Consider the following 20,825-nt stretch of genomic DNA (forward strand, 5'->3'; position numbering starts at 1 on the left):
TCGAACCGAGCCCGTGCTGGGACCCTGTTTACAGTCTAGTACTCTAGCCGCATTTCGACTCGCCGCAATTGAGGCAGGTCATGCAGCCATCCATCTGGATCATCGCCTTGGTGTGGCACTTGCCGCACAGCTGGGCGCCCTCGGGGAAATCGTCCGGGTCCCGGGTCTCGGCGGACTTCACCGCGGCCTCGTACTGGGCCCGTTTCTCCTCGACCAGCGCCTGCTGATGCGCGTCCAGACCCTCGTCCTTGAGCATGCCGATCATGCGCAGGTGGCACTCGATGGCATCCCCGATCTCGGCGACCAGCGAGGGCATGTACTTGCCGCCTTTCTTGAAATAGCCGCCGCGCGGATCGAACACCGAGCGCAGCTCCTCGACCAGGAAGGTCACATCCCCGCCCTTGCGGAACACGGCGGAGATGATCCGGGTCATGCCGACGATCCACTGGAAGTGGTCCATGTTCTTCGAGTTGATGAAGATCTCGAACGGCCGGCGCAGTTCGTGCTCGGTGCCTGGGTTGAGGATGATGTCGTTGATGGTGACATACAGCGCATGCTCGGACAGCGGCGTCTTGATCTTGTAGGTCGAGCCCAGCAGCATCTCCGGGCGTTCGAGCTTCTCGGTGAGGTGGACGACCTTGTCCTCCTCCTTTTCCTCCGCGACAGCGGCCGCGTCGGGCGCGTTCTCCTTCGCCACACCGTAGTCCACGATCTTCTTGTCGATCTTGACAGTCATTTTTTTACACCTGCGGTGAGTTGCAAGAGGCAAGATGCAGGACACAAGCAAGAACCAGACAATCCGACTTGTATCCTGCCTCTTGTATCCTGCAGCTGTTCTCCAGTATCTATTCGTCAGAACTTCCCGTAATAGCCTTCCTTGAGGGCATCGTAGAGGTTGGCGGCGGTATGCACTTCGCCGTCGTATTCAACCTCCTCGTTGCCCTTGAGTTCGACCTTGCTGCCGTCGTCCAGGGTAAAGACATAGGTGGTACTCTCCAGGTCCTTCTCCTTGACCAGCACGCCCTGGAAGGCCTCGGGGTTGAAGCGGAAGGTGGTGCAACCCTTCAGCCCCTTCTCGTAGGCATACATGTAGATGTCCTTGAAGTCCTCGTAGGGATAGTCGGTCGGGACATTGGCGGTCTTGGAAATGCTGGAATCCACCCACTTCTGCGCCGCGGCCTGGATATCCACGTGTTCCTTGGGCGTGATGTCCTCGGCGGTGATGAAGTAGTCCGGCAGCTGCTCCTCCGGATCCTCGGAGTAGGGCATCGCCCGCTCGTTGACCAGTTCGCGGTAGGCCAGCAACTCGTAGGAGAACACCGACACCTTCTCCTTGGTCTTGCGCCCCTCGCGGATCACGTTGCGATAGTAGTGATGGGCGAAGGACGGCTCGATGCCGTTGCTGGCGTTGTTGGCCAGCGACAGGGAGATGGTCCCGGTCGGCGCGATCGAGGAGTGGTGGGTGAAGCGCGCGCCCACCTCGGCCAGTTCCTGTACCAGCGCCGGCTCGTACTCGGCGATCTGCTGCATGTACTGGCTGTATCTGGCATGGAACACCCGGCCGGGCAGGCGATCGCCGACCTTGAAGCCGTCGCGCTTGAGATCGGGGCGGATGTCGAGCATCGCCTCGGTGACGGCGAATTCTTCGTCCATGATCGGGGCCGGACCCTTCTCCTTCGCCAGTTCCAGCGCCTGGCGCCAACCCTCCAGGGCCAGTTCGCGCGCCACCCGCTCGGTGAACTCGAGCGAGTCCGGCGCACCGTATTTCATGCGCAGCATGGTCAGGGTGGAACCCAGGCCGAGGAAGCCCATGCCGTGGCGGCGTTTGCGCAGGATCTCGTCGCGCTGGCCCTCCAGCGGCAGACCGTTGATCTCGACCACGTTGTCCAGCATGCGGGTGAACACCCCGACCACCTTGCTGAACTCGTCCCAGTCGAAGCGGGCATGCTCGGTGAAGGGATCGACCACGAATTTGGTCAGGTTGACCGAGCCCAGCAGGCAGGAGCCGTAGGGCGGCAGCGGCTGCTCGCCGCAGGGGTTGGTCGCGCGGATATCCTCGCAGAACCAGTTGTTGTTCATCTGGTTGACCTTGTCGATCAGGATGAAGCCCGGCTCGGCGAAGTCATAGGTCGAGGCCATGATCATGTCCCACAACCGCCGCGCCTTCAGCGCCTTGTAGACCCGACAGGCCACCTTGCCGGCATCGTTGGTGATGTAACCGTTCTTCACCGGCCAGTGACGCCAGACCACCTGTTCCGGATCGCCGAGATCGATACCACCGGCCTCGACCTCGTCCTGGGTCAGCGGGAAGGCCGGCCGCCAGTCGGCGTCCTGCTTGACCGCTTCCATGAAGTCCTCGGTGATCAGCAGGCTGAGGTTGAACTGACGCAGGCGGCCGTGTTCGCGCTTGGCGCGGATGAAGTCCAGCACGTCCGGATGGCCGACGTCGAAGGTGGCCATCTGCGCCCCGCGGCGGCCGCCGGCGCTGGAGACGGTGAAGCACATCTTGTCGTAGATATCCATGAACGACAGCGGCCCGGAGGTGTAGGCCCCGGCCCCGGCCACATAGGCGCCCTTGGGCCGCAGGGTGGAAAACTCGTAGCCGATGCCGCAGCCGGCCTTCAGCGTCAGGCCGGCCTCGTGAACCTTCTCCAGGATGTTGTCCATGGAGTCGCGGATGGAGCCCGACACCGTGCAGTTAATAGTGGAAGTGGCCGGCTTGTGCTCCCAGGCGCCGGCATTGGAGATGATGCGGCCGGCCGGAATCGCCCCGCGGCGCAGGGCCCAGAGGAAGTTCTCGTACCAGAACTCGCGCTTCTCCGGCGTCGCCTCCACCTCGGCCAGTGCCCGGGCCACGCGCTGATGGGTCCCGTCGATGTCGGCATCGACCGGCGTACCGTTCTTGGTCTTGAGACGGTACTTCTTATCCCAGATATCCTGGGATGCTTCCTGCAGCGGCATATCCACGGCGTTCTTCGACACGGCCTTGAGGTGTGCTGTCTTCATCGAGCCTCCTGGGTTCCCTGACGGCGGGCGCCGGCGCCTGGCTGGCAGCCTCGCCCGGGGTGCGGGTTGTTACGGATAATCGTCCGGCCTGCCGGGGGGCGTCTGCCCCGGTGCTCAAGTCGCTGTCGCCGGCCGTCGATACCTGTTGTTGTGAGATACAATATCTTGTGTCTGGGAAAGAAGAGTAAGCGCCCCTGCCGGACCTGTCAATAGCTCTGGCCAAAATCACTATTTTGCTATTTATACAAGAAGTTAACAGGTTTTCCACCTCAAAACGACGGCTGCGCACAGGTTATCCACAGATCGGTTCACCGGCCCGGAAAAACACAATATATTGTGTTTCTAATATTAGCTGTCCGCCTCCTTCACGACCGCCTGCCCCATTGCCGAACATAGTCCAGCGCCACCCCCATGCAACTCGCCCGCCATCCTTGCGCTTGAGCCAGATCATGTTATCGCCCGCCACCCGGCCCGGGCCCTTGAAGCCGATGCAGCCGGTTCCTATATAGCTGTCAGGCAACACCCACCGGACAGCTGCAAGGAGAAACATCATGGCACTGGTACGTTACGAACCCTGGAACATGCTCGATCAACTGCATCGGGAAATGAATCAACTCTTCGACAGCAGGCTGCGCAAGAGCGGCGAGGACGAATCCCAGGTCGCCACCGCCGACTGGGTGCCCGCCGTGGATATCCGCGAGGAGGACAATCGCTTCGTGATCCATGCCGACATCCCGGGCGTCGATCCCAAGGACATCGAGGTGCACATGGAAAACGGCATCCTCACCATCAAGGGCGAGCGCAAGCAGGAAACCGAAGAGGAACGCGAGGGCTACAAGCGCATCGAGCGCGTGCGCGGCAGTTTCTTCCGCCGCTTCAGCCTGCCCGATACCGCCGATGCCGAGGCCATCAGCGCCAAGGCCAGGGACGGGGTGCTGGAAGTCGTGATCCCGAAACATGAAAAACAGCAGCCCCGGCGCATTCAGGTCGAGGGCTGAAGCAGGCCGAAACGCCTACCCGGACGCCTGCGCGTCCGGGCGCCATCAACCAGCCCGGCCGTCGCAGCTTGATCACGGTTAGAAGCCACGATGGAGTTCAAGGACTACTACAGGATCCTGGGACTGGAACGCGATGCCGACCAGGATGAGATCAAGCGCACCTACCGCAAGCTGGCGCGCAAGTACCATCCTGATGTCAGCTCCGAGCCCGATGCCGAGACCCGGTTCAAGGAGATCAACGAGGCCTACGAAGTCCTGAAGGACCCGGAGAAGCGCGCGGCCTACGATAAGTTAGGGCAGAACTGGCAGGCAGGCCAGGACTTCCGGCCGCCGCCGGACTGGGACGCCGGCTTCGAGTTCTCCGGCGGCGGCTTCACCGACGCCGACGCGCGCCAGTTCAGCGATTTCTTCGAAAGCCTGTTCGGGGCCGGCGGCCCCTTCGGCCGCCACACCCGCTATGCCCGCAGCCACGGCGGGCTGCGCGGCGAGGATCATCACGCGAAGATTCTGATCAGCCTGGAGGATGCCTTCCACGGGGCCAGCCGCCGCATTCAGCTGCAGACCCCGGTGATCGATGCCCGGGGCCGGGCCACGGTCAAACCGCGCTCGCTGGATGTGCGCATCCCCCGCGGCATCACCGCCGGTCAGCAGATCCGCCTGGCCGGACAGGGCGCGGGTGGCATGGGCGGCGGTCCGGCCGGCGACCTGTATCTGGAAATCGAGTTCGAGCACCACCCGCTGTACCAGATCGAGGGCCGCGATCTCTACCTGACCCTGCCGGTCACACCCTGGGAAGCGGCCCTTGGCACCCGGGTCGAAGTCCCCACCCTGGCCGGGCGGGTCAACCTGAGCCTGCCGGCGGGCTCGCAGAGCGGCAGGAAGCTGCGCCTGAAGGGCAAGGGCCTGCCCGGCAATCCGGCCGGCGATCAGTACGTTGTGCTGCGCATCGTCAATCCGCCGCTGGACTCCGGCCGGGCCCGCGAACTGTATCAGGCCCTGGCCCGGGAGGTCCCTTTCAATCCACGACAGCAGCTGGAGGACTACCAGGGTGCCGCATGAAACAGACGCCATCACCGGCGTACTGCTGGACGAGACCGGAGAACTCGGGCTGGCCGAGTTATGCCAGGCCTGCCAGCTGCATGCCGATCATGTGATCCGCATGGTCGAGGAAGGGCTGCTCGTGCCGCGCGGACGCAGCCCGGCGCAATGGCGCTTCCCGGACGTATCGCTGCACCGCGCCCTGCTGGCCCTGCGGCTGGAGCAGGATCTGGATGTGAACCTGGCCGGCAGCGCCCTGGTCATCGAGCTGCTGGAACAGCTGCGCCAGGCCAACCAGCGCATCGCCCTGCTGGAGCGTCAACTCGATTGGTAGTGTTGCCTGGCCCTGAAGCAAGGAGGACATCATGAGCACATTGCAGCAACTCAAGCAGGGGCTGGGGCGTTTCTGGGACAGCCTCAGCGAAGGCTGGCAGCAGCTGCAGCAGCGTGCCGGCCACGCCCTGACCCGGTTCCAGCCCGGCGCCAGACGCGGCGAACTGCAGACCCGCGAGGACCAGATCGAGCAGCAGGCCTCGCGCTGGGGCCTGCTGGCCGCCGAACTGCAGGAAGACGACGACAACATCAGCGTGCGTCTGGAGGTCCCCGGCCTGGACAAGGAGCACCTCGACATCAGCGTGATCGACAATCACCTGGTCGTGCGCGGCGAGAAGCGTGTCCAGCGCGAACAGACCCAGGGCCGCTACCACATCATGGAGTGCGCCTACGGCCGCTTCGAACGCGCCCTGCCCCTGCCTGCCGAGGTCGATGACAGCGGCGCCCGTGCCCGCTATCGCGACGGCATCCTCACTGTCACCCTGCCCAAGTCCCCGCGCGCGCGTCAGCGCCGGATCGAGGTCCAGCACTGACCCGGGATGACGACCGCTTTCCGCCGCGGCCGGCATTTATATTGTCGGAATAATGATTATTTAATAGATAATTTTTAATGCCAACTATAAAAATATCCGATTTAATATCGAATTACCCAATAAAAACGACTATATAGACGGCAATTTCCTTTCCTCATCCCGGTTTATAAATCTGATTGATTACTGCCCTAATACTTGACTTAAACAGTCAGGTTAACTAGATTAGGGAATCGTAATGTACTGAATCTCTAACCCAGGAGGTGAACCATGAGTGGTTTTATTCCGAACTTTGCGCATGACGGTGTCATCACGGTCAACCGCGTCATCCTGAAACCCGAGTACAGCCTGGACGATCTGCAGGAACGCGTGGCGATGCTGTGCGAGAACGTGAAGACCTACCACTCCGACACCGGTTTCGTCGGCGGCTTCGTCTGCGTGAACAGCGGCCAGGTCTCCAATGAGGGCTCGTCCATCGGCCAGGCCGTGGAAAGCCCGCTGGCCGGGAAGGAGGCCCTGATCGTCACCTTCTGGAACTCCTTCGAGGAGCACGAGGCATCGCACCGTTCCGAGAGCTTCCAGCCGCTGTTCCAGGAAGTCCTGGAACTGTGCGAGAACGGCAACGAAGAGATCGCCTACGAAATGATGTGGTCCGGCAAGGCCTACAGCGAGGATGAGGCCCGTGCCGCGCGCGAGGCCAAGGAGAAATACCAGGCTGCCTGATCCTCCGGCACTCCTGCTCTCCTCCACCCCCCTGGGGGCGCACCATGCGCCCCCTTTTTTTGTGATGCCGCCGCCACGCCATGATTTGACCCCGGCGCTGGCGCATGACTAGGCTGGACCCATGAAGCTCTTTCTCAGCCACCGCCGCACCAGCCTGGTGCTGAAAGCCATCCTCATCGTCGGCGTCGCCGGCGCCCTGTGGGAGCAGCAGTGGCTCACCGCGGCCGTCACCATCGGCATCCTGCTGATCACCTTCACCCCGCTGCTGCTGGCGCAACGCTTCCGGGTCGTCATCCCGTCCGAATTCGAACTGCTCGCCATCGCCTTCGTGTTCGCCTCGCTGTTCCTGGGCGAGGTGCGCGGTTTCTATACCCGCTTCTGGTGGTGGGACATCGTGCTGCATACGGCATCGGGCTTTCTGCTCGGCATCGTCGGCTTCCTGCTGGTGCATGTGCTGAACGAAATCGAGGAAGTCGGGCTGCACATGAAGGCCGGCTTTGTCGCCTTCTTCGCCTTTCTGTTCGCGCTCGGCATGGGCACCCTGTGGGAGATTTTCGAATTCAGCATGGACAGCCTGTTCGGCCTGAACATGCAGAAGCCCATGTTCGGCGACGCCTCCGGGCTGACCGACACCATGTGGGACCTGATCGTCGACGCCGTCGGTGCATTGACCATCGCCGTACTGGGCTATATTTACCTGAAAACTGCACGGCGGCGTTCCTTCCTGCAGCGCTGGATACTGGCCTTCATCCGCCATAATCCACGCCTGTTCCGCCGCCAGGCCCATCCCCGGACGCGACGGAACTAACAACGGACCGGCCGGTCACACCCGCAAGATCGATATCCAGGGATCCTCCGCAATATGAAAACAACACTGACGCTGCAACTGATTCTGCTGCCCGTACTGTGGCTGCTGCTGGCAAGCGCAAAGGCCGGGGAATCGCCGATGAAGGTGGTGCGTGAAACCTCGGAGCAGGTGTTCGCCGAACTGCGCCAGAACGGCGAACTGAGCCCGGAACAGCTCAATGGTCTGATCGAGCGGGTCATTCTGCCGCACGTCGACTTCGAGGCCTTTTCCCGGCTTACACTGGCCCGCTACTGGCGCGAGGCCAGTGAAGCGCAGCGCCGGGATTTCACCCGCGAGTTCCGCAGCCTGCTGGTCCGCACCTACGCCACCTCCCTGAGCGAGTATTCCGGGGAGGAGGTCGAATACCTCAGGGAACGCATGGAGGATGACGACCGCGCCCTGGTCAACACCCGGATCGTACGGCCCGATGGCCCGCCCATCCCGGTGGATTACCGCCTGCGCCTGAACGGGGAGAAATGGCAGGTGTATGACATCATGATCGACGGCATCAGCCTGATCATCAATTACCGCAGCAGTTTCCAGCAGACCATCCGCCAGCAGGGCCTGGACGCCCTGATCCGCCAGCTCGCCGAGCGGCGGGCCTAGGGACCCGCGCCCCGTGGGTGCGGGCCGCGGCCGCCTGCAGCCGGCCGCTAACAGGCGTCGGGCCGCCGATTAAAGTTTCCATCGTCAGCCGCCGATCTCAATCTGCGGCACTCCTGACCACCCTGCCGCCAGCCTCACCGCATCGCAGGCATAACCTATGGATCAAGGACATTCACGGCCCCGGCTTCACGGCCTGATCGGACGCATCGCGCCCGATCTGTCGTCCCTCTGGTGTCCGCAGCTGAGCGCGGCCGGCGCCATGTCCACAAGTTTCCGCTTCCAGGACCCCGGCGGCCCGGTACTCGAGCAACTCGACGCCGTCCATGCCAACCTGCGCGCCACCCTGCTGAGCGCCCACGCCGGTCAGCACATAGACGACCGCGTGGAAATGCTGGCCGATGCCGTGGAAGACGCCGTCAAACTCAACGCAGACACGGCCCTTGCCTACCTGTTCATCCGCAACGGCGAGGGCTATCCGCTGCTGCATGCCATTCATTGTGCGGTGGTGGTCTGCCTCGGGGCTCAGGCCGCCGGACTGGGAACCGACGAACGCCACCCGCTGCTGTGCGCTGCACTGACCCAGAACATCTCCATGTGCGCATTGCAGGCCGAACTGTTTCACCTGCACGGCCCGCCGGCCTCGCTGGACCGGTTGCTCATCCGCCGCCACCCACTCACCTCGGTCGGCATCCTCAAGGCCCTGGGGGTGACGGATCCCGACTGGCTGGAGGCCGTCGCCCTGCATCATGAACGCTTCGACGGTTCCGGCTACCCGTTCTCGCTGCGCGGCGCAGCGCTGCCATTCGGCGCCCGGCTGATCGGTGCCGCCGATATTTATTGCGCCGCGGTCTCGCCGCGCGGATACCGCCACGGGCGACCGGCGCACGAGGCCATGCGCAACCTGTTCATGGGTGCCGGGCGGGTGGTGGACGATGCGCTGGCACGCCTGCTGGTCAAGACGCTGGGCATCTATCCGCCCGGCAGTCTGATCGAACTACGCAATCGCGAGTTGGCACTGGTCGTGGCACGGGGAGACCGGGTGGACCGGCCCTGGATCAAACGGCTCAAGGTCAGCGAGGCCCCGCAGCTGGTGCCGGCCGAGGGCGAACACTGCGCCGTCCGGGTGCTGAGTACGGGCCAGTGGCCGGAAGGTTTGCGCCTGGAGCGGACCTGGCGGGAAGCCGAGGCCCTGCAGCAGGGCCTGACGGTCGGCCCCTGACACCCGTCACGGGAACGGGAGGGCAACCCGGTCGGCCACTGCCTGTTCCGGCAACTGCGGGCGCAGCAGTTCCAGGACGTCACTGAACTCCTCCGCCTCCACCATCAGCCCCATCCCGTTCGCATCCCGGTGCACGATCAACCCACGCAGGGCCTGGCGCCAGGTCCGGCCATCCCGGTTCAGGGTCAGTTCGAAATCGATGCAGTGCTCATGATCACCGGGCTGGTAGCTGGTCTGGATATACACCCCGGTGCGGTTGCAGTTCACGACCACCCCGATGGCGACCGGCATGGCATGATGGCAGATGACGGCCACCGCCCGGGTGGCAAAGCGGCGGGAATATCGATGATCCATGGTTCCATCCTGTGAGTCTTGTTCGTTTTATATATTGTCGTTGTTACAGCCGGATGACGCATTGACTGACGTCAACCGACCGGCCCCGGCGGCCGCGGTCGGTCCCTGCATAGCGGCCGCTCGCCGCTCGACTTTACAAACCTCTGTTAGGCCGGCCACCTTCCCCCTCCACGACAGCAAGCGTCGATTTCGGGTATAATGCCGGGCCAGACTGCCAGGGCGGGACCCGCGCCCGGCTCCCCTAACTCATTGATTCAAGGCGCTACCCCCGCTCATGTCAGACGTTTCCAGACCCTCCCGCCCGGCACCGGACTGGCTGCTGCAATGGCTGCCCTTCCTGACCTGGCTGCCGCAGCTCACCCCACGCACCATCCGCGCCGACCTCATGGCCGGCCTGACCGGCGCCATCGTGGTCCTGCCCCAGGGCGTGGCCTTCGCCACCATCGCCGGCATGCCGCCGGAATACGGCCTCTACGCCGGCATGGTGCCGGCCATCATCGCCGCCCTGTTCGGCTCCTCCTGGCACCTGGTCTCGGGACCGACCACCGCCGCCTCCATCGTGGTCTTCTCCGGCCTGTCCGCCTTCGCCGAACCGGCCAGCGCGGAATACGTGCAGCTGGCCCTGACCCTGACCTGCATGGTCGGCGCCATCCAGCTGATCATGGGACTCGCCCGATTGGGCACCCTGGTCAATTTCATCTCCCACTCGGTGATCATCGGCTTTACCGCCGGCGCAGCCCTGCTGATCGCAAGCAGCCAGCTCAAGCACTTCTTCGGCATCGAACTGCCGCGCGGCGGCCACTTCCATGACACCCTGATCGGACTGTACCGGAACTTCGATGACATCAATCTGTGGATCACCACGGTCGGCGCAGTCACCTTGATCAGCGGCATCCTGGTCAAGCGTTACCTGCCGCGCGCCCCTTACATGATCGTGGCCATGCTGATCGGCAGCCTGGTCTCGGTCCTGTTCAACCGCAGTTTCGGACCCGAGGTCACCGGCATCGTCACCGTCGGCGCCCTGCCGCGCTCGCTGCCGCCGCTGTCGGCCCCGGCCTTCGACCTGGCCACCATCAAGGAACTGGCCCCCACGGCGCTGGCGGTGACCCTGTTCGCGTTGACCGAGGCGGTCTCCATCGCCCGGTCCATCGCGGCCCGTTCCGGCCAGCTGGTCAACGGCAACCAGGAATTCGTCGGCCAGGGCCTGTCCAACATCGCCGGCAGCTTCTTCTCGGCCTACGTCGCCACCGGCTCCTTCAACCGCAGCGGGCTGAATTACCAGTCCGGCGCCAGGACCCCGCTGGCGGCCATCTCGGCCGGTGTGCTGCTGATGGCCGTGGTCCTGCTGGTCGCCCCCTACGCCGCCTACCTGCCCAATGCGGCCATGGCCGGCATCCTGCTGCTGGTGGCCTGGGGACTGATCGACTTCCACCACATCCGCACGATTCTGGGCGCCAGCCGCTCCGACAGCAGCATCCTGATCGTGACCTTCCTGGCCACCCTGTTCCTGGAGTTGGAGTTCGCCATCTTCCTGGGCGTGATCCTGTCGCTGGTGATCTACCTGGGCCGGACCTCGCGGCCGCGCATCGTGCCCCGGGTGCCGGACCCGCGTCTGCCCAAGCGCAAGTTCAACACCGATCCCGGCCTGCCCGAATGTCCGCAGGTGAAGATCCTGCGCATCGACGGGTCGCTGTTCTTCGGCGCGGTGAATCATGTCCAGGAACGGCTGCGCGAGATCCGCGACCGCCATCCCGAACAGAAGCACCTGATGATCGTCGCCACCGGCATCAACTTCATCGACGTGGCCGGGGCCGAACTGCTGGCCCAGGAGGCGGAGGCGCGACGCAGGATGGGCGGCGGGCTGTATCTGATCCGGATCAAGCCCGGGGTGTGCGAGCCGCTGGAGCGCGGCCCCTATCTGGATGCCATCGGCGCCGAGAATATCTTCGAGGGTAAGGGCGAGGCGATCCGCACCGTGTTCGACCGGCTCGATCCGGACATCTGCCGCAGGTGTACGGCCCGCATCTTCAATGAATGCGCCAGCCGTGAACCGACGCCGTCGGATCAACGCCGCCGTGTCGACGCCCAGCAGCCGCTGTTCGACAGCGGCACCTGAACGGGACACGGGCGGGTATAGCGTAAGGCGACCGGCTCAGGTGAGCCACTCGACCAGATAGAAGATATACTGACCTTCCGATGATTTGGATGGCCCGATGACCTGGGCCGGATGCAGGTTGCGCGCAGGATCGGCCTGCGCCACCGCCGTCTCGCCGTCCTCGACCAGATGCACGCAGCCGGCAGGAAAGCGCTTGCGATTCCGGCGCGGGGTCTGGATGACGGCATAGCGGACCTCGGACACCGAGGTCTGCGGATCGGGGGGGACGTAACCGCGCAGGCTCATGACGGCTCATACTCATCAAGGGACCGGGACTCAACCTTAGCGCGCCGTCGGGGCGACGGCAAATACGTAACAGATCCGAATGGCATCCACTCAAGGCCCCACCTACCGTCATCCCGGTGCAGGCCGGGATGACGGTGATTCAGACAAAGGAACCCTCATGCCCGTCTGGTTTCGCTATCTGCTCATTCCTCTCTGGCTCGTCCTGCCGCTCCCGGCCACGGCCGACACTCTGACCCTGGCCGTGGCGTCCAACTTCGCCCGGCCCATGCAGGCGCTGGTCGAAGCCTATGAGGCGGAACACCCGCACCGGGTCAGGCTCAGCATCGGCTCGACCGGCAAGCTCTACGCCCAGATCCGTCATGGCGCGCCCTTCGATGCCTTTTTCGCCGCCGATCGCGAGCGGCCGCAGCGGCTTGAGTCCGAGGGCCTGGCCGTCAGCGGCAGCCGCTTCACCTATGCCGTCGGCCGGCTGGTGCTGTGGAGTCCGGAACCGGAGCGGATCGTCGCCGCAGGCAAGGCCCTGGGCCGGGATGATTATGCGCATCTGGCCATCGCCAATCCCCGCCTCGCCCCCTATGGCCTGGCTGCGCGCCAGGCACTGGCGGGGATGGGGCTGTGGGGGCACGTGCAGTCGCGGCTGGTGCGCGGCGAGAACATCGGCCAGACCTTCCACTTCGTCAGTTCCGGCCACGCCGAACTGGGCTTCGTTGCCCTGTCCCAATTGCCCCGCAATGCCGGAAACGCAATCTCCGGCAGCCACTGGGTGGTACCGGCCTCGCTCTACGACCCGATCGAGCAACAGGCCGTCCGCCTGAGCGAGTCAGCGGCGATCCGCGACTTCATGCGTTTCATGCGCAGTGAGCAGGCCCGCACCCTGATCCACGGCTACGGCTACAGCACGCCTGCCGACTGAGCCCCGATGTTCAGCCCCGCCGACATTGTCAGCCTGTGGGTCACGCTGAAGCTGGCTACGGTGACCACGCTGATCCTGCTATTGCTGGGTACGCCCCTGGCCTGGTGGCTGGCGCGCACGCAGCGGCGCTGGAAGGTGGCGATCGAGGCCCTGGTCGCCCTGCCGCTGGTACTCCCGCCCACCGTGCTGGGCTTCTACCTGCTGGTGGCGCTCGGTCCCCACGGGCCGGTCGGCACCCTGCTGGATATGCTGGGCGGGCCGACACTGGTGTTCTCCTTCCCCGGCCTGGTCATCGGCTCGGTGATCTATTCCCTGCCCTTCGTGGTCCAGCCGCTGCAGGCCAGTTTCAGCGCGATTCCGGCCGGACTGCTGGACGCCGCCGCCACCCTGCGCGCCGCCCCGCTGGACCGCTTCTTCAGCCTGGTGCTGCCGCTGGCCCGGCCCGGCGTGCTGACCGCCGTGGTGCTGGGCTTCGCCCATACCGTGGGCGAGTTCGGGGTGGTACTGATGATCGGCGGCAACATCCCCGGCGAGACTCAGGTGCTGTCGATCAGCATCTACGATCATGTCGAGGCGCTCGACTATGGCCAGGCCCACTGGCTGGCCGGTACTCTGCTGGTGTTCTCCTTTGGCATGCTGCTGCTGGTCTACCGCTTCAACCGCCGCTTCGGACTGGGCCGGCCATGAGCCTGTGGTTCCGGTTCGATCATCGGCGCGGGGAGTTCCGGCTGCAGGCCGCGGGCGAGGTGCCGGCCACCGGGATCACCGCCCTGTTCGGCCCCTCAGGCTGCGGCAAGTCCACCCTGCTGCGGCTGATCGCCGGGCTGGAGCGCTGCGACGACGGCGAAGTGCGGATGGGACAGGACTGCTGGCAGAACGATCGGACCTTCCGGCCACCCCATCAGCGTCCCATCGGCTATGTCATCCAGGAAGGCCAGCTGTTTCCGCATCTGAGCGTGCGCGCCAACCTGCGTTACGGCTGGAAGCGCGCCGGACGCACGAACGGCACCGCCGCCGGGCCGGCTTTCGCTACCGTGATCGAGTTGCTCGGACTGACCGGACTGCTTGACCGCCGCCCGGGCCAGCTGTCCGGCGGCCAGCGCCAGCGGGTGGCCATCGGCCGCGCCCTGCTGACCCGGCCGCGGGTGCTGCTGCTGGACGAACCCCTGGCCGCGCTGGATGCCGGGGCCAAGCGCGCCATCCTGCCCTACCTGGAGCGCCTGCATCGGGAACTGGCCCTGCCCGTGCTCTATGTCAGCCATGACGGCGATGAAGTGGCGCGCATCGCCGACCGGCTGCTGCTGATGGAGGCCGGGCGGATCCGGGCGGCAGGCGACCTGAGCGCCATGCTGACCCGCACCGATCTGCCGCTGGCCCGGGGCGAGCAGGCCGAAACCGTGCTGGAGGCGACGGTCGACGGCCATGACGCCGACTGGCACCTCACCCGGCTGCGCTTTGCCGGCGGGGAACTGAGCCTGGCCACCGGCACCGAACTGGCGGTGGGCGAGCGCCGGCGCGTTCGCATCCTGGCCCGTGATGTCAGCCTGACGCTGAGCCCGGCCGCCGACAGCAGCATCCTCAACATCCTGCCCGCCCGGGTCAGCGAGATCCGCCCGCTCAACCCGGCCCAGGCACTGGTGTGCCTGGATCTGGGCGGCACCCCGCTGCTCGCCCATATCACCCACAAATCGGTCGCCGCCCTCGGGCTGGAACCCGGCACGCCGGTCTACGCCCAGATCAAGAGCGTCGCCCTGCTGGTATGATGCCGCATGGATGAACTGCAACATGCCTACGCCGAACTGGGCCCGGCCACCGTACTCGACGCCGTCGATGCGCAGGGCTTTCGCACCAGCGGCCACCTGCTGGCGCTGAACAGCTACGAGAACCGGGTCTATCAGATCGGACTGGAGGACGCCGGTTTTCTGGTGGCCAAGTTCTACCGCCCCCGTCGCTGGTCGGATGCCGCCATCCGCGAGGAACACGCCTTCTGCCAGGAACTGGTGGAAGCCGAGATACCGGTGGTCGCACCACTGGCCGATGACAAGGGCGAGACCCTGTTCAGCTTCGCGGGTTTCCGCTATGCCCTGTACCCGCGCCGTGGCGGCCGCTGGCCCGACCTGGACGACCCCGAAAACCTGGAATGGCTGGGCCGCTATCTGGCGCGGGTGCACAATGTCGGCCAGACCCGGCCCTTTGCGCACCGTCCACGGCTGGATGTACAGAGCTTCGGGGTTGAATCGTACCAGTACATCCTCGAAGGCGGCTTCATCCCCCCGCACCTGGATGTCGCCTACCGCAGCCTGGTCGAGGACCTGCTCCAGCAGATCGAGGCGGCCTATGCAGCCGCCGGCAGAATCGAGACCCTGCGTCTGCATGGCGACTTCCACCCCGGCAACATCCTCTGGACCGAAGCCGGCCCGCACTTCGTCGACCTGGACGACTGCCGCACCGGCCCCGCCGTGCAGGACATCTGGATGCTGCTCTCCGGCGAGCGCAGTGAGATGGCTCTCGCTTTGAGTGAACTGATCGAGGGCTATGAACTGTTCCGGGAATTCAACCGCCGCGAACTGGCGCTCATCGAGCCCCTGCGCACCCTGCGCATGATCCATTACGCCGCCTGGCTGGCCCGGCGCTGGGACGACCCCGCCTTCCACCAGGCCTTCCCCTGGTTCAACACCGACCGCTACTGGGAGGAGCACATCCTGGGACTGCGTGAGCAGGCCGCGGCCATGAACGAGCCGCCGCTGACCATTTGATCCAGCTCGTCATTGCTACTCGGGGCGGGGAAATCTCAGGATAGAGCAAGGGGAAGTCAGCTAACGACCAGAAGCGGTCTCTGATTACCCGTCATTGCGAGGAGCGAAGCGACGTGGCAATCTCCTTCAGCCACAAATTTCCTCGAAAAGATCCCGCCATACCGGGTTTCCATCCTCTATCAACGCAACCTTCGCTTTTCTCGGCCTGCCCTTCAGCTGCTTCTCTCTTTCAATGGCCAGGTCCATTGTTTCAAAAAGCTCAAACCAGATCAGTCGCGTTACATTGTATTTTGCAGTAAATCCCTTGACTGTCTTGCTTCTATGCTCCCAGATGCGTTTTGGAAGATTGCTTGTGACACCAATATACAAAGTGCCATTCGGCCGGTTGCACAGGATATACACAGCGGGCTTTTTTTCCATTTCGTCATCCTTGACGATGATGGTTCGGCTGTATCTTTGGGAGATTGCCACGTCGCTGCGCTCCTCGCAATGACGTGGAACTTTTAACGTCCGCTGTGTGCCCGCCAGCTGACATCAACCACCCGTCCCACGTTTTCTGCCTTCCCCCACCTGTCCGAGCGCATAACGCGTGATCACGGGCCCGAGCAACTCGAAAAAGACGGTCGCGCCGATGGCGATGGCGAGGATGCTTTCCGACAGTTCCGGGAAGCGCTGGGAGGCCACCAGGGCCATGCCCATCGCCACACCGGCCTGGGGCAGCAGGGCCGGGCCCAGCCAGCGACGCACGCTGCGGTCCGCCTTGCCGATATAGCCCCCGGTGGCCGCGCCGGCCAGCTTGCCCAGGATGCGCAGAAGAATGTAGGCGCCGGCAATGTAGCTGGCATCGAGTAATGACTCCAGATGCAGCGAGGCGCCGGCGAGGATGAAGAACAGGATCTTGAACGGCCAGTCGATGTGCTCGATTTCGTGGAACGGACGCAGATGATGGCTGGCCAGGCGGTAGACCACTGCGCCCATGACCATCGCGGCCAGCAGGAAGGAGACCTGCAACCACTCCGCCAGGCCGCCGCACAGGAACACGAAGCCCAGCGCCTCGGCCAGGGTCGGCTGTCCGGGGCGGATGCGTCCGGTGAGATAGGCCATGGGTACACCCAGGCACAGACCGAGCAGCAGTGCGCCGCCGACGTCGTACAGGCCCAGCCACAGTCCGTCCAGGCCGCTGCCATTGCCGCCCAGTACCAGGGCGGCGGCCAACAGCAGGCTGAACAGGATCATGCCCCAGGCGTCGTCGATGGCGACCACACCGACCAGCACCGAGGTGAACGGCCCTTTCGCACCGGATTCCTCGATCACATCCGTGGTTGCCGCCGGCGCGGTGGCGGCAGCGATACCGGCAAGCAGCAGGGCCGTGACCAGCGGCACACCCAGCAGCCAGAGCCCACCCAGCACCACCAGGGCGGTAAGTATCACATCGAAAACGGAGACGGTCAGGATCACCCGGCCCAGTCTGCCGCTGAGCAGGCGCACCAGCTGTTCGCCCAACAGGAAACCGATCATCAGCAGCGCCATGTCGGCCACCAGCGGGAACCAGCGGCCATGGATATCGGGCAGCATGTCCCAGCCCGACGGTCCGATGGCAAAACCGAAGGCCAGCAGCAGGGTCACGCGCGGCAGCGGGGTATGGCGGCCGATGGCCTCGACCGCGAGTCCGGCCAGCAGCAGGCCGCCCAGCGTGATCAGGAAGGTGCTGATCTGCATCCTGTCTTCCTTCGCGTTACACTGACGGAATGACGGACACCATACTCCTCGAGCGCATTGCCGAACAACTCGATGCCCATCCGCAGCATCACGCCGACTGGCTGCGGGAGGTGATTGCGCTGTTCGAGGCCGACCCCGATGCAGGCTGGCAGCAGCTCAACTCGAAGCGCATGTGGGGCGGGGCCGGCTCGGTGGCCAATGCGGCCATGGACGACAATCCCGGGATGGACGCGACCCTGTGGGAGATGCATGTGCGGGAACTGCGCAGCCTGCTGATCGACCTGGCCGTGCAGCAGAAGGCACGCGGTGAGGCCTACCCCGATATCGATTTCTGGCTGTCGGCATTTACCAGCTGGAACCAGACGTAGGATGGGTGAAGCGCAGCGCAACCCATCAACACGCGAGCCAGTGATGGGTTGCGGCGCAGGGCGCCTCCACCCATCCTACGAATCGCGGGAACGAAGGCTGGCTGCCCAGTCGGGGTTGGGTTCGGCGCTGGCGATGCGCAGGCTGCGGCCGACCTCGTTCTCGTACCAGCCGCAGTGGTATTGATGGGGTTCGGCCTCGAAGCCCCACCAGGTCCCGTCGCGGTCCTGGGCCAGCCAGTTCACCCAGTATGGAAGCCGGTCGGTATCGATCATGGCAACCTGTGTGCAGCAGACACAAAAAAGGGCGGCCGCAGCCGCCCTTCCGTGTCCCGGGAACAACCTCGATCAGTTGACCTTGGGATCCAGTTCGCCGGACTCGTAGCGCTTGAACATGGCCTCGAGGCTCATGGGCTTGATCTTGTCGGCGTGGCCGGCGCAGCCGAAGGCCTCGTAACGGGCCTTGCAGATGTCCTTCATGGCCGCGGTGGAGGCCTTGAGGAACTTGCGCGGATCGAAGTTCTTCGGGTTCTCGGCCAGATGCTTGCGGATGGCACCGGTGGAGGCCATGCGCAGATCGGTGTCGATGTTGACCTTGCGCACGCCGTGCTTGATACCTTCCTGGATCTCCTCGACCGGCACGCCATAGGTCTCGCCCATGTCGCCGCCGAACTCGTCGATGATCTTCAGCCAGTCCTGCGGCACCGAGGAGGAGCCGTGCATCACCAGGTGGGTGTTGGGAATGCGGGCATGGATCTCCTTGATGCGCTCGATGGCCAGGATGTCACCGGTCGGGGGACGGGTGAACTTGTAGGCGCCGTGGGAGGTGCCGATGGCGATGGCGAGTGCATCCACCCCGGTCTCCTTGACGAACTGCGCGGCCTCTTCGGGATCGGTCAGCAGCTGGGAGTGATCCAGCACACCCTCGGCGCCGGAGCCGTCTTCCTCGCCGGCCATGCCGGTTTCCAGCGAGCCCAGGCAGCCCAGCTCACCCTCGACGGACACGCCGCCGGCGTGGGCCATCTCGACCACGCGACGAGTCACGTCGACGTTGTATTCGTAGGTGGAGGGGGTCTTCATGTCCTCCATCAGCGAGCCGTCCATCATCACGGAGCTGAAGCCGGACTGGATGGAGCGCAGGCAGACGGACGGTGCCGAGCCGTGATCCTGATGCATCACCACCGGGATGTGCGGGTACATCTCCAGCGCGGCGGTGATCAGGTGACGCAGGAAGGGCTCGCCCGCGTAGGAGCGCGCACCGGCCGAACCCTGCATGATAACGGGGCTGTTGCATTCATCGGCCGCCTGCATGATGGCGTGGACCTGCTCCATGTTGTTGACGTTGAAGGCAGGCATGCCGAAATCGTTTTCGGCGGCGTAATCGAGCAATTGACGCAGGGATATCAAGGCCATGACGTTCTCCTTGGGATTTGGGTTTTAAAGGTTTTCGAAATCTTTCGTCGACGCCCGGATCCCGGGAACCTGTCATTGTAATCAGGACACGGACGACGCTTCAGCTGTATAAAAAGTCCGGTTATTCGGTTTCCGGCCGGACTCGCCGGGTTTACTGCTCCCGGGTCTCGTGTTCACCGACCCGCAGTATTTTCATGGCGTTGGTGCCGCCCAGCACCCCGGCCAGATCGCCCTTGGTGATGATCACCAGGTCGCCGTCGCGTACCGCGCCGCGGCGCATCAGTTCGTCGATGGCCTCGCGGTTGACCTCGGCGTGATCGGTGGTGGTGACATCGAAGCTGACCGGATAGACGCCGCGGTAAAGGGTTACCTTTCTACGCGTCTCCACATGGCGGGTCAAGGCGTAGATCGGGATCCCGGAACTGATGCGCGACATCCACAGCGGCGTGGCGCCGGACTCGGTCAGGGCCGCGATTGCCTTCACACCCAGGTGGTTGGCGGTATACATGGCGGCCTTGGCGATGGCCTCGTCGATGCGGTTGAAACGCACCTTCTGGCGCCGCTCCTGCCACAGCGCGCTGCGCTGGCGCTCCGCACCCTTGCAGATGCGGTCCATGGCGGAAACGGCCTTGGCCGGGTAGCGGCCGGTGGCGGTCTCGGCCGAGAGCATCACCGCGTCGGTGCCGTCGATGACGGCGTTGGCCACGTCGAAGACCTCGGCCCGGGTCGGGATCTGGCTCTCGACCATGGACTGCATCATCTGGGTGGCGGTGATCACCACCCGGTCCATGTTGCGGGCCGCGGAAATAATGCGTTTCTGCACCGCCGGCAGCTCGGCGTCGCCGATCTCCACGCCCAGATCGCCGCGGGCGATCATCACGGCGTCGGAGGCCTCGATGATCTCCTCCAGGTTGTGGATCGCCTCGGCGCGCTCGATCTTGGCGACCAGGCCGCCGTGACCTCCGGCCTGGCGCAGCAGCTCGCGCGCCTCGTTGACGTCCTCGGCCGAACGCGGGAAGGAAATGGCGACATAGTCGGCCTGCATGTCGGCCGCAACGCGGATATCGATGCGATCCTTGTCGGTCAGGGCCTTGGCCGACAGGCCGCCGCCCTGGCGATTGATGCCCTTGTTGTTGGACAGCGGACCACCGAGCACCACCCGACACTCGACCTCGGTCTCGCGCACGTCCTCGACCCAGAGTACCACCTGGCCGTCATCCAGCAGCAGGGTGTCGCCCCGGTTGACGTCATCGGGCAGCTGCTTGTAGGTCAGCCCCACGCGGTCTTTGTCGCCGGCATCCGGCGCCAGGTTGGAATCGAGGATGAAGCGCTCGCCCTCCTCCAGCACCACGCTGCCTTCCTGGAAGCGCTCGATGCGGATCTTCGGCCCCTGCAGATCCACCAGCACGCCGACCTGACGGCCGTGGGCGCGGGCGCGATTGCGCACCGTCTCACAGCGGTTGCGATGTTCCTCGTGGGAGCCGTGGGAGAAATTCAGGCGGACCACGTCCACGCCCGCCTGGATCAGTTCATCGAGGGCCTTGGGGTCGTCGGTCGCCGGACCGAGCGTGGCGATTATCTTGGTGCGTCGCAGCATGTGTTTT

General features: G+C 64.5%; 23 protein-coding genes. 14 read left to right on the top strand and 9 right to left on the bottom strand.

Features of this window, described 5'->3' with window-relative positions; genetic code table 11:
• Nucleotides 1-43 precede the first annotated feature (43 nt).
• The gene (locus CFK21_RS14455) at nucleotides 44-736 is read right to left on the bottom strand and encodes a TSCPD domain-containing protein (RefSeq protein ID WP_096367314.1); all 693 of its coding nucleotides are present in this window, start codon (nucleotides 734-736) and stop codon (nucleotides 44-46) included.
• Nucleotides 737-852: 116 nt separating this feature from the next.
• On the bottom strand, nucleotides 853-3,006 hold the full coding sequence (locus CFK21_RS14460) for an adenosylcobalamin-dependent ribonucleoside-diphosphate reductase (RefSeq protein ID WP_096367315.1): 2,154 nt from the start codon (nucleotides 3,004-3,006) through the stop codon (nucleotides 853-855).
• Between the two features lie 551 nt (nucleotides 3,007-3,557).
• Between CFK21_RS14460 and CFK21_RS14465 the strand changes: the two genes are divergently transcribed.
• The 8 genes from CFK21_RS14465 (at nucleotide 3,558) to CFK21_RS14500 (ending at nucleotide 9,300) form a co-directional block, all read left to right on the top strand.
• A complete protein-coding gene (locus CFK21_RS14465) occupies nucleotides 3,558-4,004 on the top strand; it encodes an Hsp20/alpha crystallin family protein (RefSeq protein WP_096367316.1) in 447 nt (148 codons plus the stop codon).
• Between the two features lie 90 nt (nucleotides 4,005-4,094).
• A complete protein-coding gene (locus CFK21_RS14470) occupies nucleotides 4,095-5,063 on the top strand; it encodes a DnaJ C-terminal domain-containing protein (protein ID WP_096367317.1) in 969 nt (322 codons plus the stop codon).
• Nucleotides 5,053-5,376, top strand: coding sequence for a chaperone modulator CbpM (locus tag CFK21_RS14475; RefSeq protein ID WP_096367318.1), 324 nt, complete (start codon nucleotides 5,053-5,055; stop codon nucleotides 5,374-5,376). The genes CFK21_RS14470 and CFK21_RS14475 overlap by 11 nt, the downstream gene beginning before the upstream one ends.
• Before the next feature lie 31 nt (nucleotides 5,377-5,407).
• Nucleotides 5,408-5,908: an Hsp20/alpha crystallin family protein gene (locus CFK21_RS14480; RefSeq protein WP_096367319.1), complete on the top strand. Its 501-nt coding sequence runs from the start codon at nucleotides 5,408-5,410 to the stop codon at nucleotides 5,906-5,908.
• Between the two features lie 267 nt (nucleotides 5,909-6,175).
• The gene (locus CFK21_RS14485) at nucleotides 6,176-6,628 is read left to right on the top strand and encodes a ligand-binding protein SH3 (RefSeq protein WP_096367320.1); all 453 of its coding nucleotides are present in this window, start codon (nucleotides 6,176-6,178) and stop codon (nucleotides 6,626-6,628) included.
• 121 nt (nucleotides 6,629-6,749) lie between these two features.
• Complete coding sequence (locus CFK21_RS14490) at nucleotides 6,750-7,436, top strand: hypothetical protein (protein ID WP_096367321.1); 687 nt, start codon at nucleotides 6,750-6,752, stop codon at nucleotides 7,434-7,436.
• Between the two features lie 54 nt (nucleotides 7,437-7,490).
• Complete coding sequence (locus CFK21_RS14495) at nucleotides 7,491-8,081, top strand: MlaC/ttg2D family ABC transporter substrate-binding protein (RefSeq protein ID WP_096367322.1); 591 nt, start codon at nucleotides 7,491-7,493, stop codon at nucleotides 8,079-8,081.
• A gap of 157 nt (nucleotides 8,082-8,238) precedes the next feature.
• A complete protein-coding gene (locus CFK21_RS14500) occupies nucleotides 8,239-9,300 on the top strand; it encodes an HD-GYP domain-containing protein (protein ID WP_096367323.1) in 1,062 nt (353 codons plus the stop codon).
• 6 nt (nucleotides 9,301-9,306) lie between these two features.
• Here the strand turns inward: CFK21_RS14500 and CFK21_RS14505 are convergent, their stop codons facing one another.
• Nucleotides 9,307-9,654 carry a hypothetical protein gene (locus tag CFK21_RS14505; RefSeq protein ID WP_096367324.1) on the bottom strand — a complete coding sequence of 116 codons (348 nt, stop codon included), beginning with the start codon at nucleotides 9,652-9,654 and terminating at the stop codon, nucleotides 9,307-9,309.
• Between the two features lie 274 nt (nucleotides 9,655-9,928).
• Between CFK21_RS14505 and CFK21_RS14510 the strand changes: the two genes are divergently transcribed.
• Nucleotides 9,929-11,770, top strand: coding sequence for a SulP family inorganic anion transporter (locus tag CFK21_RS14510; protein WP_096367325.1), 1,842 nt, complete (start codon nucleotides 9,929-9,931; stop codon nucleotides 11,768-11,770).
• A gap of 36 nt (nucleotides 11,771-11,806) precedes the next feature.
• Here CFK21_RS14510 and CFK21_RS14515 read toward each other — a convergent pair whose 3' ends face one another.
• Nucleotides 11,807-12,055 carry a hypothetical protein gene (locus CFK21_RS14515; protein WP_369801214.1) on the bottom strand — a complete coding sequence of 83 codons (249 nt, stop codon included), beginning with the start codon at nucleotides 12,053-12,055 and terminating at the stop codon, nucleotides 11,807-11,809.
• A gap of 157 nt (nucleotides 12,056-12,212) precedes the next feature.
• Between CFK21_RS14515 and modA the strand changes: the two genes are divergently transcribed.
• The 4 genes from modA to CFK21_RS14535 are packed head-to-tail and all read left to right on the top strand — an operon-like array spanning nucleotide 12,213 to nucleotide 15,724.
• Complete coding sequence (modA, locus tag CFK21_RS14520; protein ID WP_096367326.1) at nucleotides 12,213-12,968, top strand: molybdate ABC transporter substrate-binding protein; 756 nt, start codon at nucleotides 12,213-12,215, stop codon at nucleotides 12,966-12,968.
• 6 nt (nucleotides 12,969-12,974) lie between these two features.
• On the top strand, nucleotides 12,975-13,655 hold the full coding sequence (modB, locus tag CFK21_RS14525) for a molybdate ABC transporter permease subunit (RefSeq protein WP_096367327.1): 681 nt from the start codon (nucleotides 12,975-12,977) through the stop codon (nucleotides 13,653-13,655).
• A complete protein-coding gene (modC, locus tag CFK21_RS14530) occupies nucleotides 13,652-14,731 on the top strand; it encodes a molybdenum ABC transporter ATP-binding protein (protein WP_096367328.1) in 1,080 nt (359 codons plus the stop codon). Before modB ends, modC begins: the two co-directional genes overlap by 4 nt.
• Before the next feature lie 6 nt (nucleotides 14,732-14,737).
• The gene (locus CFK21_RS14535) at nucleotides 14,738-15,724 is read left to right on the top strand and encodes a serine/threonine protein kinase (protein ID WP_096367329.1); all 987 of its coding nucleotides are present in this window, start codon (nucleotides 14,738-14,740) and stop codon (nucleotides 15,722-15,724) included.
• Nucleotides 15,725-15,850: 126 nt separating this feature from the next.
• Here the strand turns inward: CFK21_RS14535 and CFK21_RS14540 are convergent, their stop codons facing one another.
• Both CFK21_RS14540 and CFK21_RS14545 read right to left on the bottom strand, forming a co-directional pair.
• Nucleotides 15,851-16,144: a GIY-YIG nuclease family protein gene (locus CFK21_RS14540; protein WP_096367639.1), complete on the bottom strand. Its 294-nt coding sequence runs from the start codon at nucleotides 16,142-16,144 to the stop codon at nucleotides 15,851-15,853.
• A gap of 114 nt (nucleotides 16,145-16,258) precedes the next feature.
• Nucleotides 16,259-17,443 carry a cation:proton antiporter gene (locus CFK21_RS14545; RefSeq protein WP_096367330.1) on the bottom strand — a complete coding sequence of 395 codons (1,185 nt, stop codon included), beginning with the start codon at nucleotides 17,441-17,443 and terminating at the stop codon, nucleotides 16,259-16,261.
• A gap of 29 nt (nucleotides 17,444-17,472) precedes the next feature.
• Between CFK21_RS14545 and CFK21_RS14550 the strand changes: the two genes are divergently transcribed.
• Nucleotides 17,473-17,811: a hypothetical protein gene (locus CFK21_RS14550; protein ID WP_096367331.1), complete on the top strand. Its 339-nt coding sequence runs from the start codon at nucleotides 17,473-17,475 to the stop codon at nucleotides 17,809-17,811.
• Nucleotides 17,812-17,886: 75 nt separating this feature from the next.
• Here CFK21_RS14550 and CFK21_RS14555 read toward each other — a convergent pair whose 3' ends face one another.
• From CFK21_RS14555 to pyk, 3 genes are all read right to left on the bottom strand, one after another.
• Nucleotides 17,887-18,084, bottom strand: a complete 198-nt coding sequence (locus CFK21_RS14555) for a hypothetical protein (protein WP_197702966.1) — start codon at nucleotides 18,082-18,084, stop codon at nucleotides 17,887-17,889.
• A 72-nt stretch (nucleotides 18,085-18,156) separates the two neighbouring features.
• Nucleotides 18,157-19,221 carry a class II fructose-bisphosphate aldolase gene (gene fba / locus CFK21_RS14560; protein WP_096367332.1) on the bottom strand — a complete coding sequence of 355 codons (1,065 nt, stop codon included), beginning with the start codon at nucleotides 19,219-19,221 and terminating at the stop codon, nucleotides 18,157-18,159.
• A 151-nt stretch (nucleotides 19,222-19,372) separates the two neighbouring features.
• Nucleotides 19,373-20,818 (bottom strand): pyruvate kinase, encoded by a 1,446-nt coding sequence (gene pyk, locus CFK21_RS14565; protein WP_096367333.1) that lies wholly within the window; start codon nucleotides 20,816-20,818, stop codon nucleotides 19,373-19,375.
• Nucleotides 20,819-20,825 lie beyond the last annotated feature (7 nt).

It is taken from the genome of Thiohalobacter thiocyanaticus (assembly GCF_002356355.1).
In the GTDB taxonomy this organism is placed as follows: domain Bacteria; phylum Pseudomonadota; class Gammaproteobacteria; order Thiohalobacterales; family Thiohalobacteraceae; genus Thiohalobacter; species Thiohalobacter thiocyanaticus_A.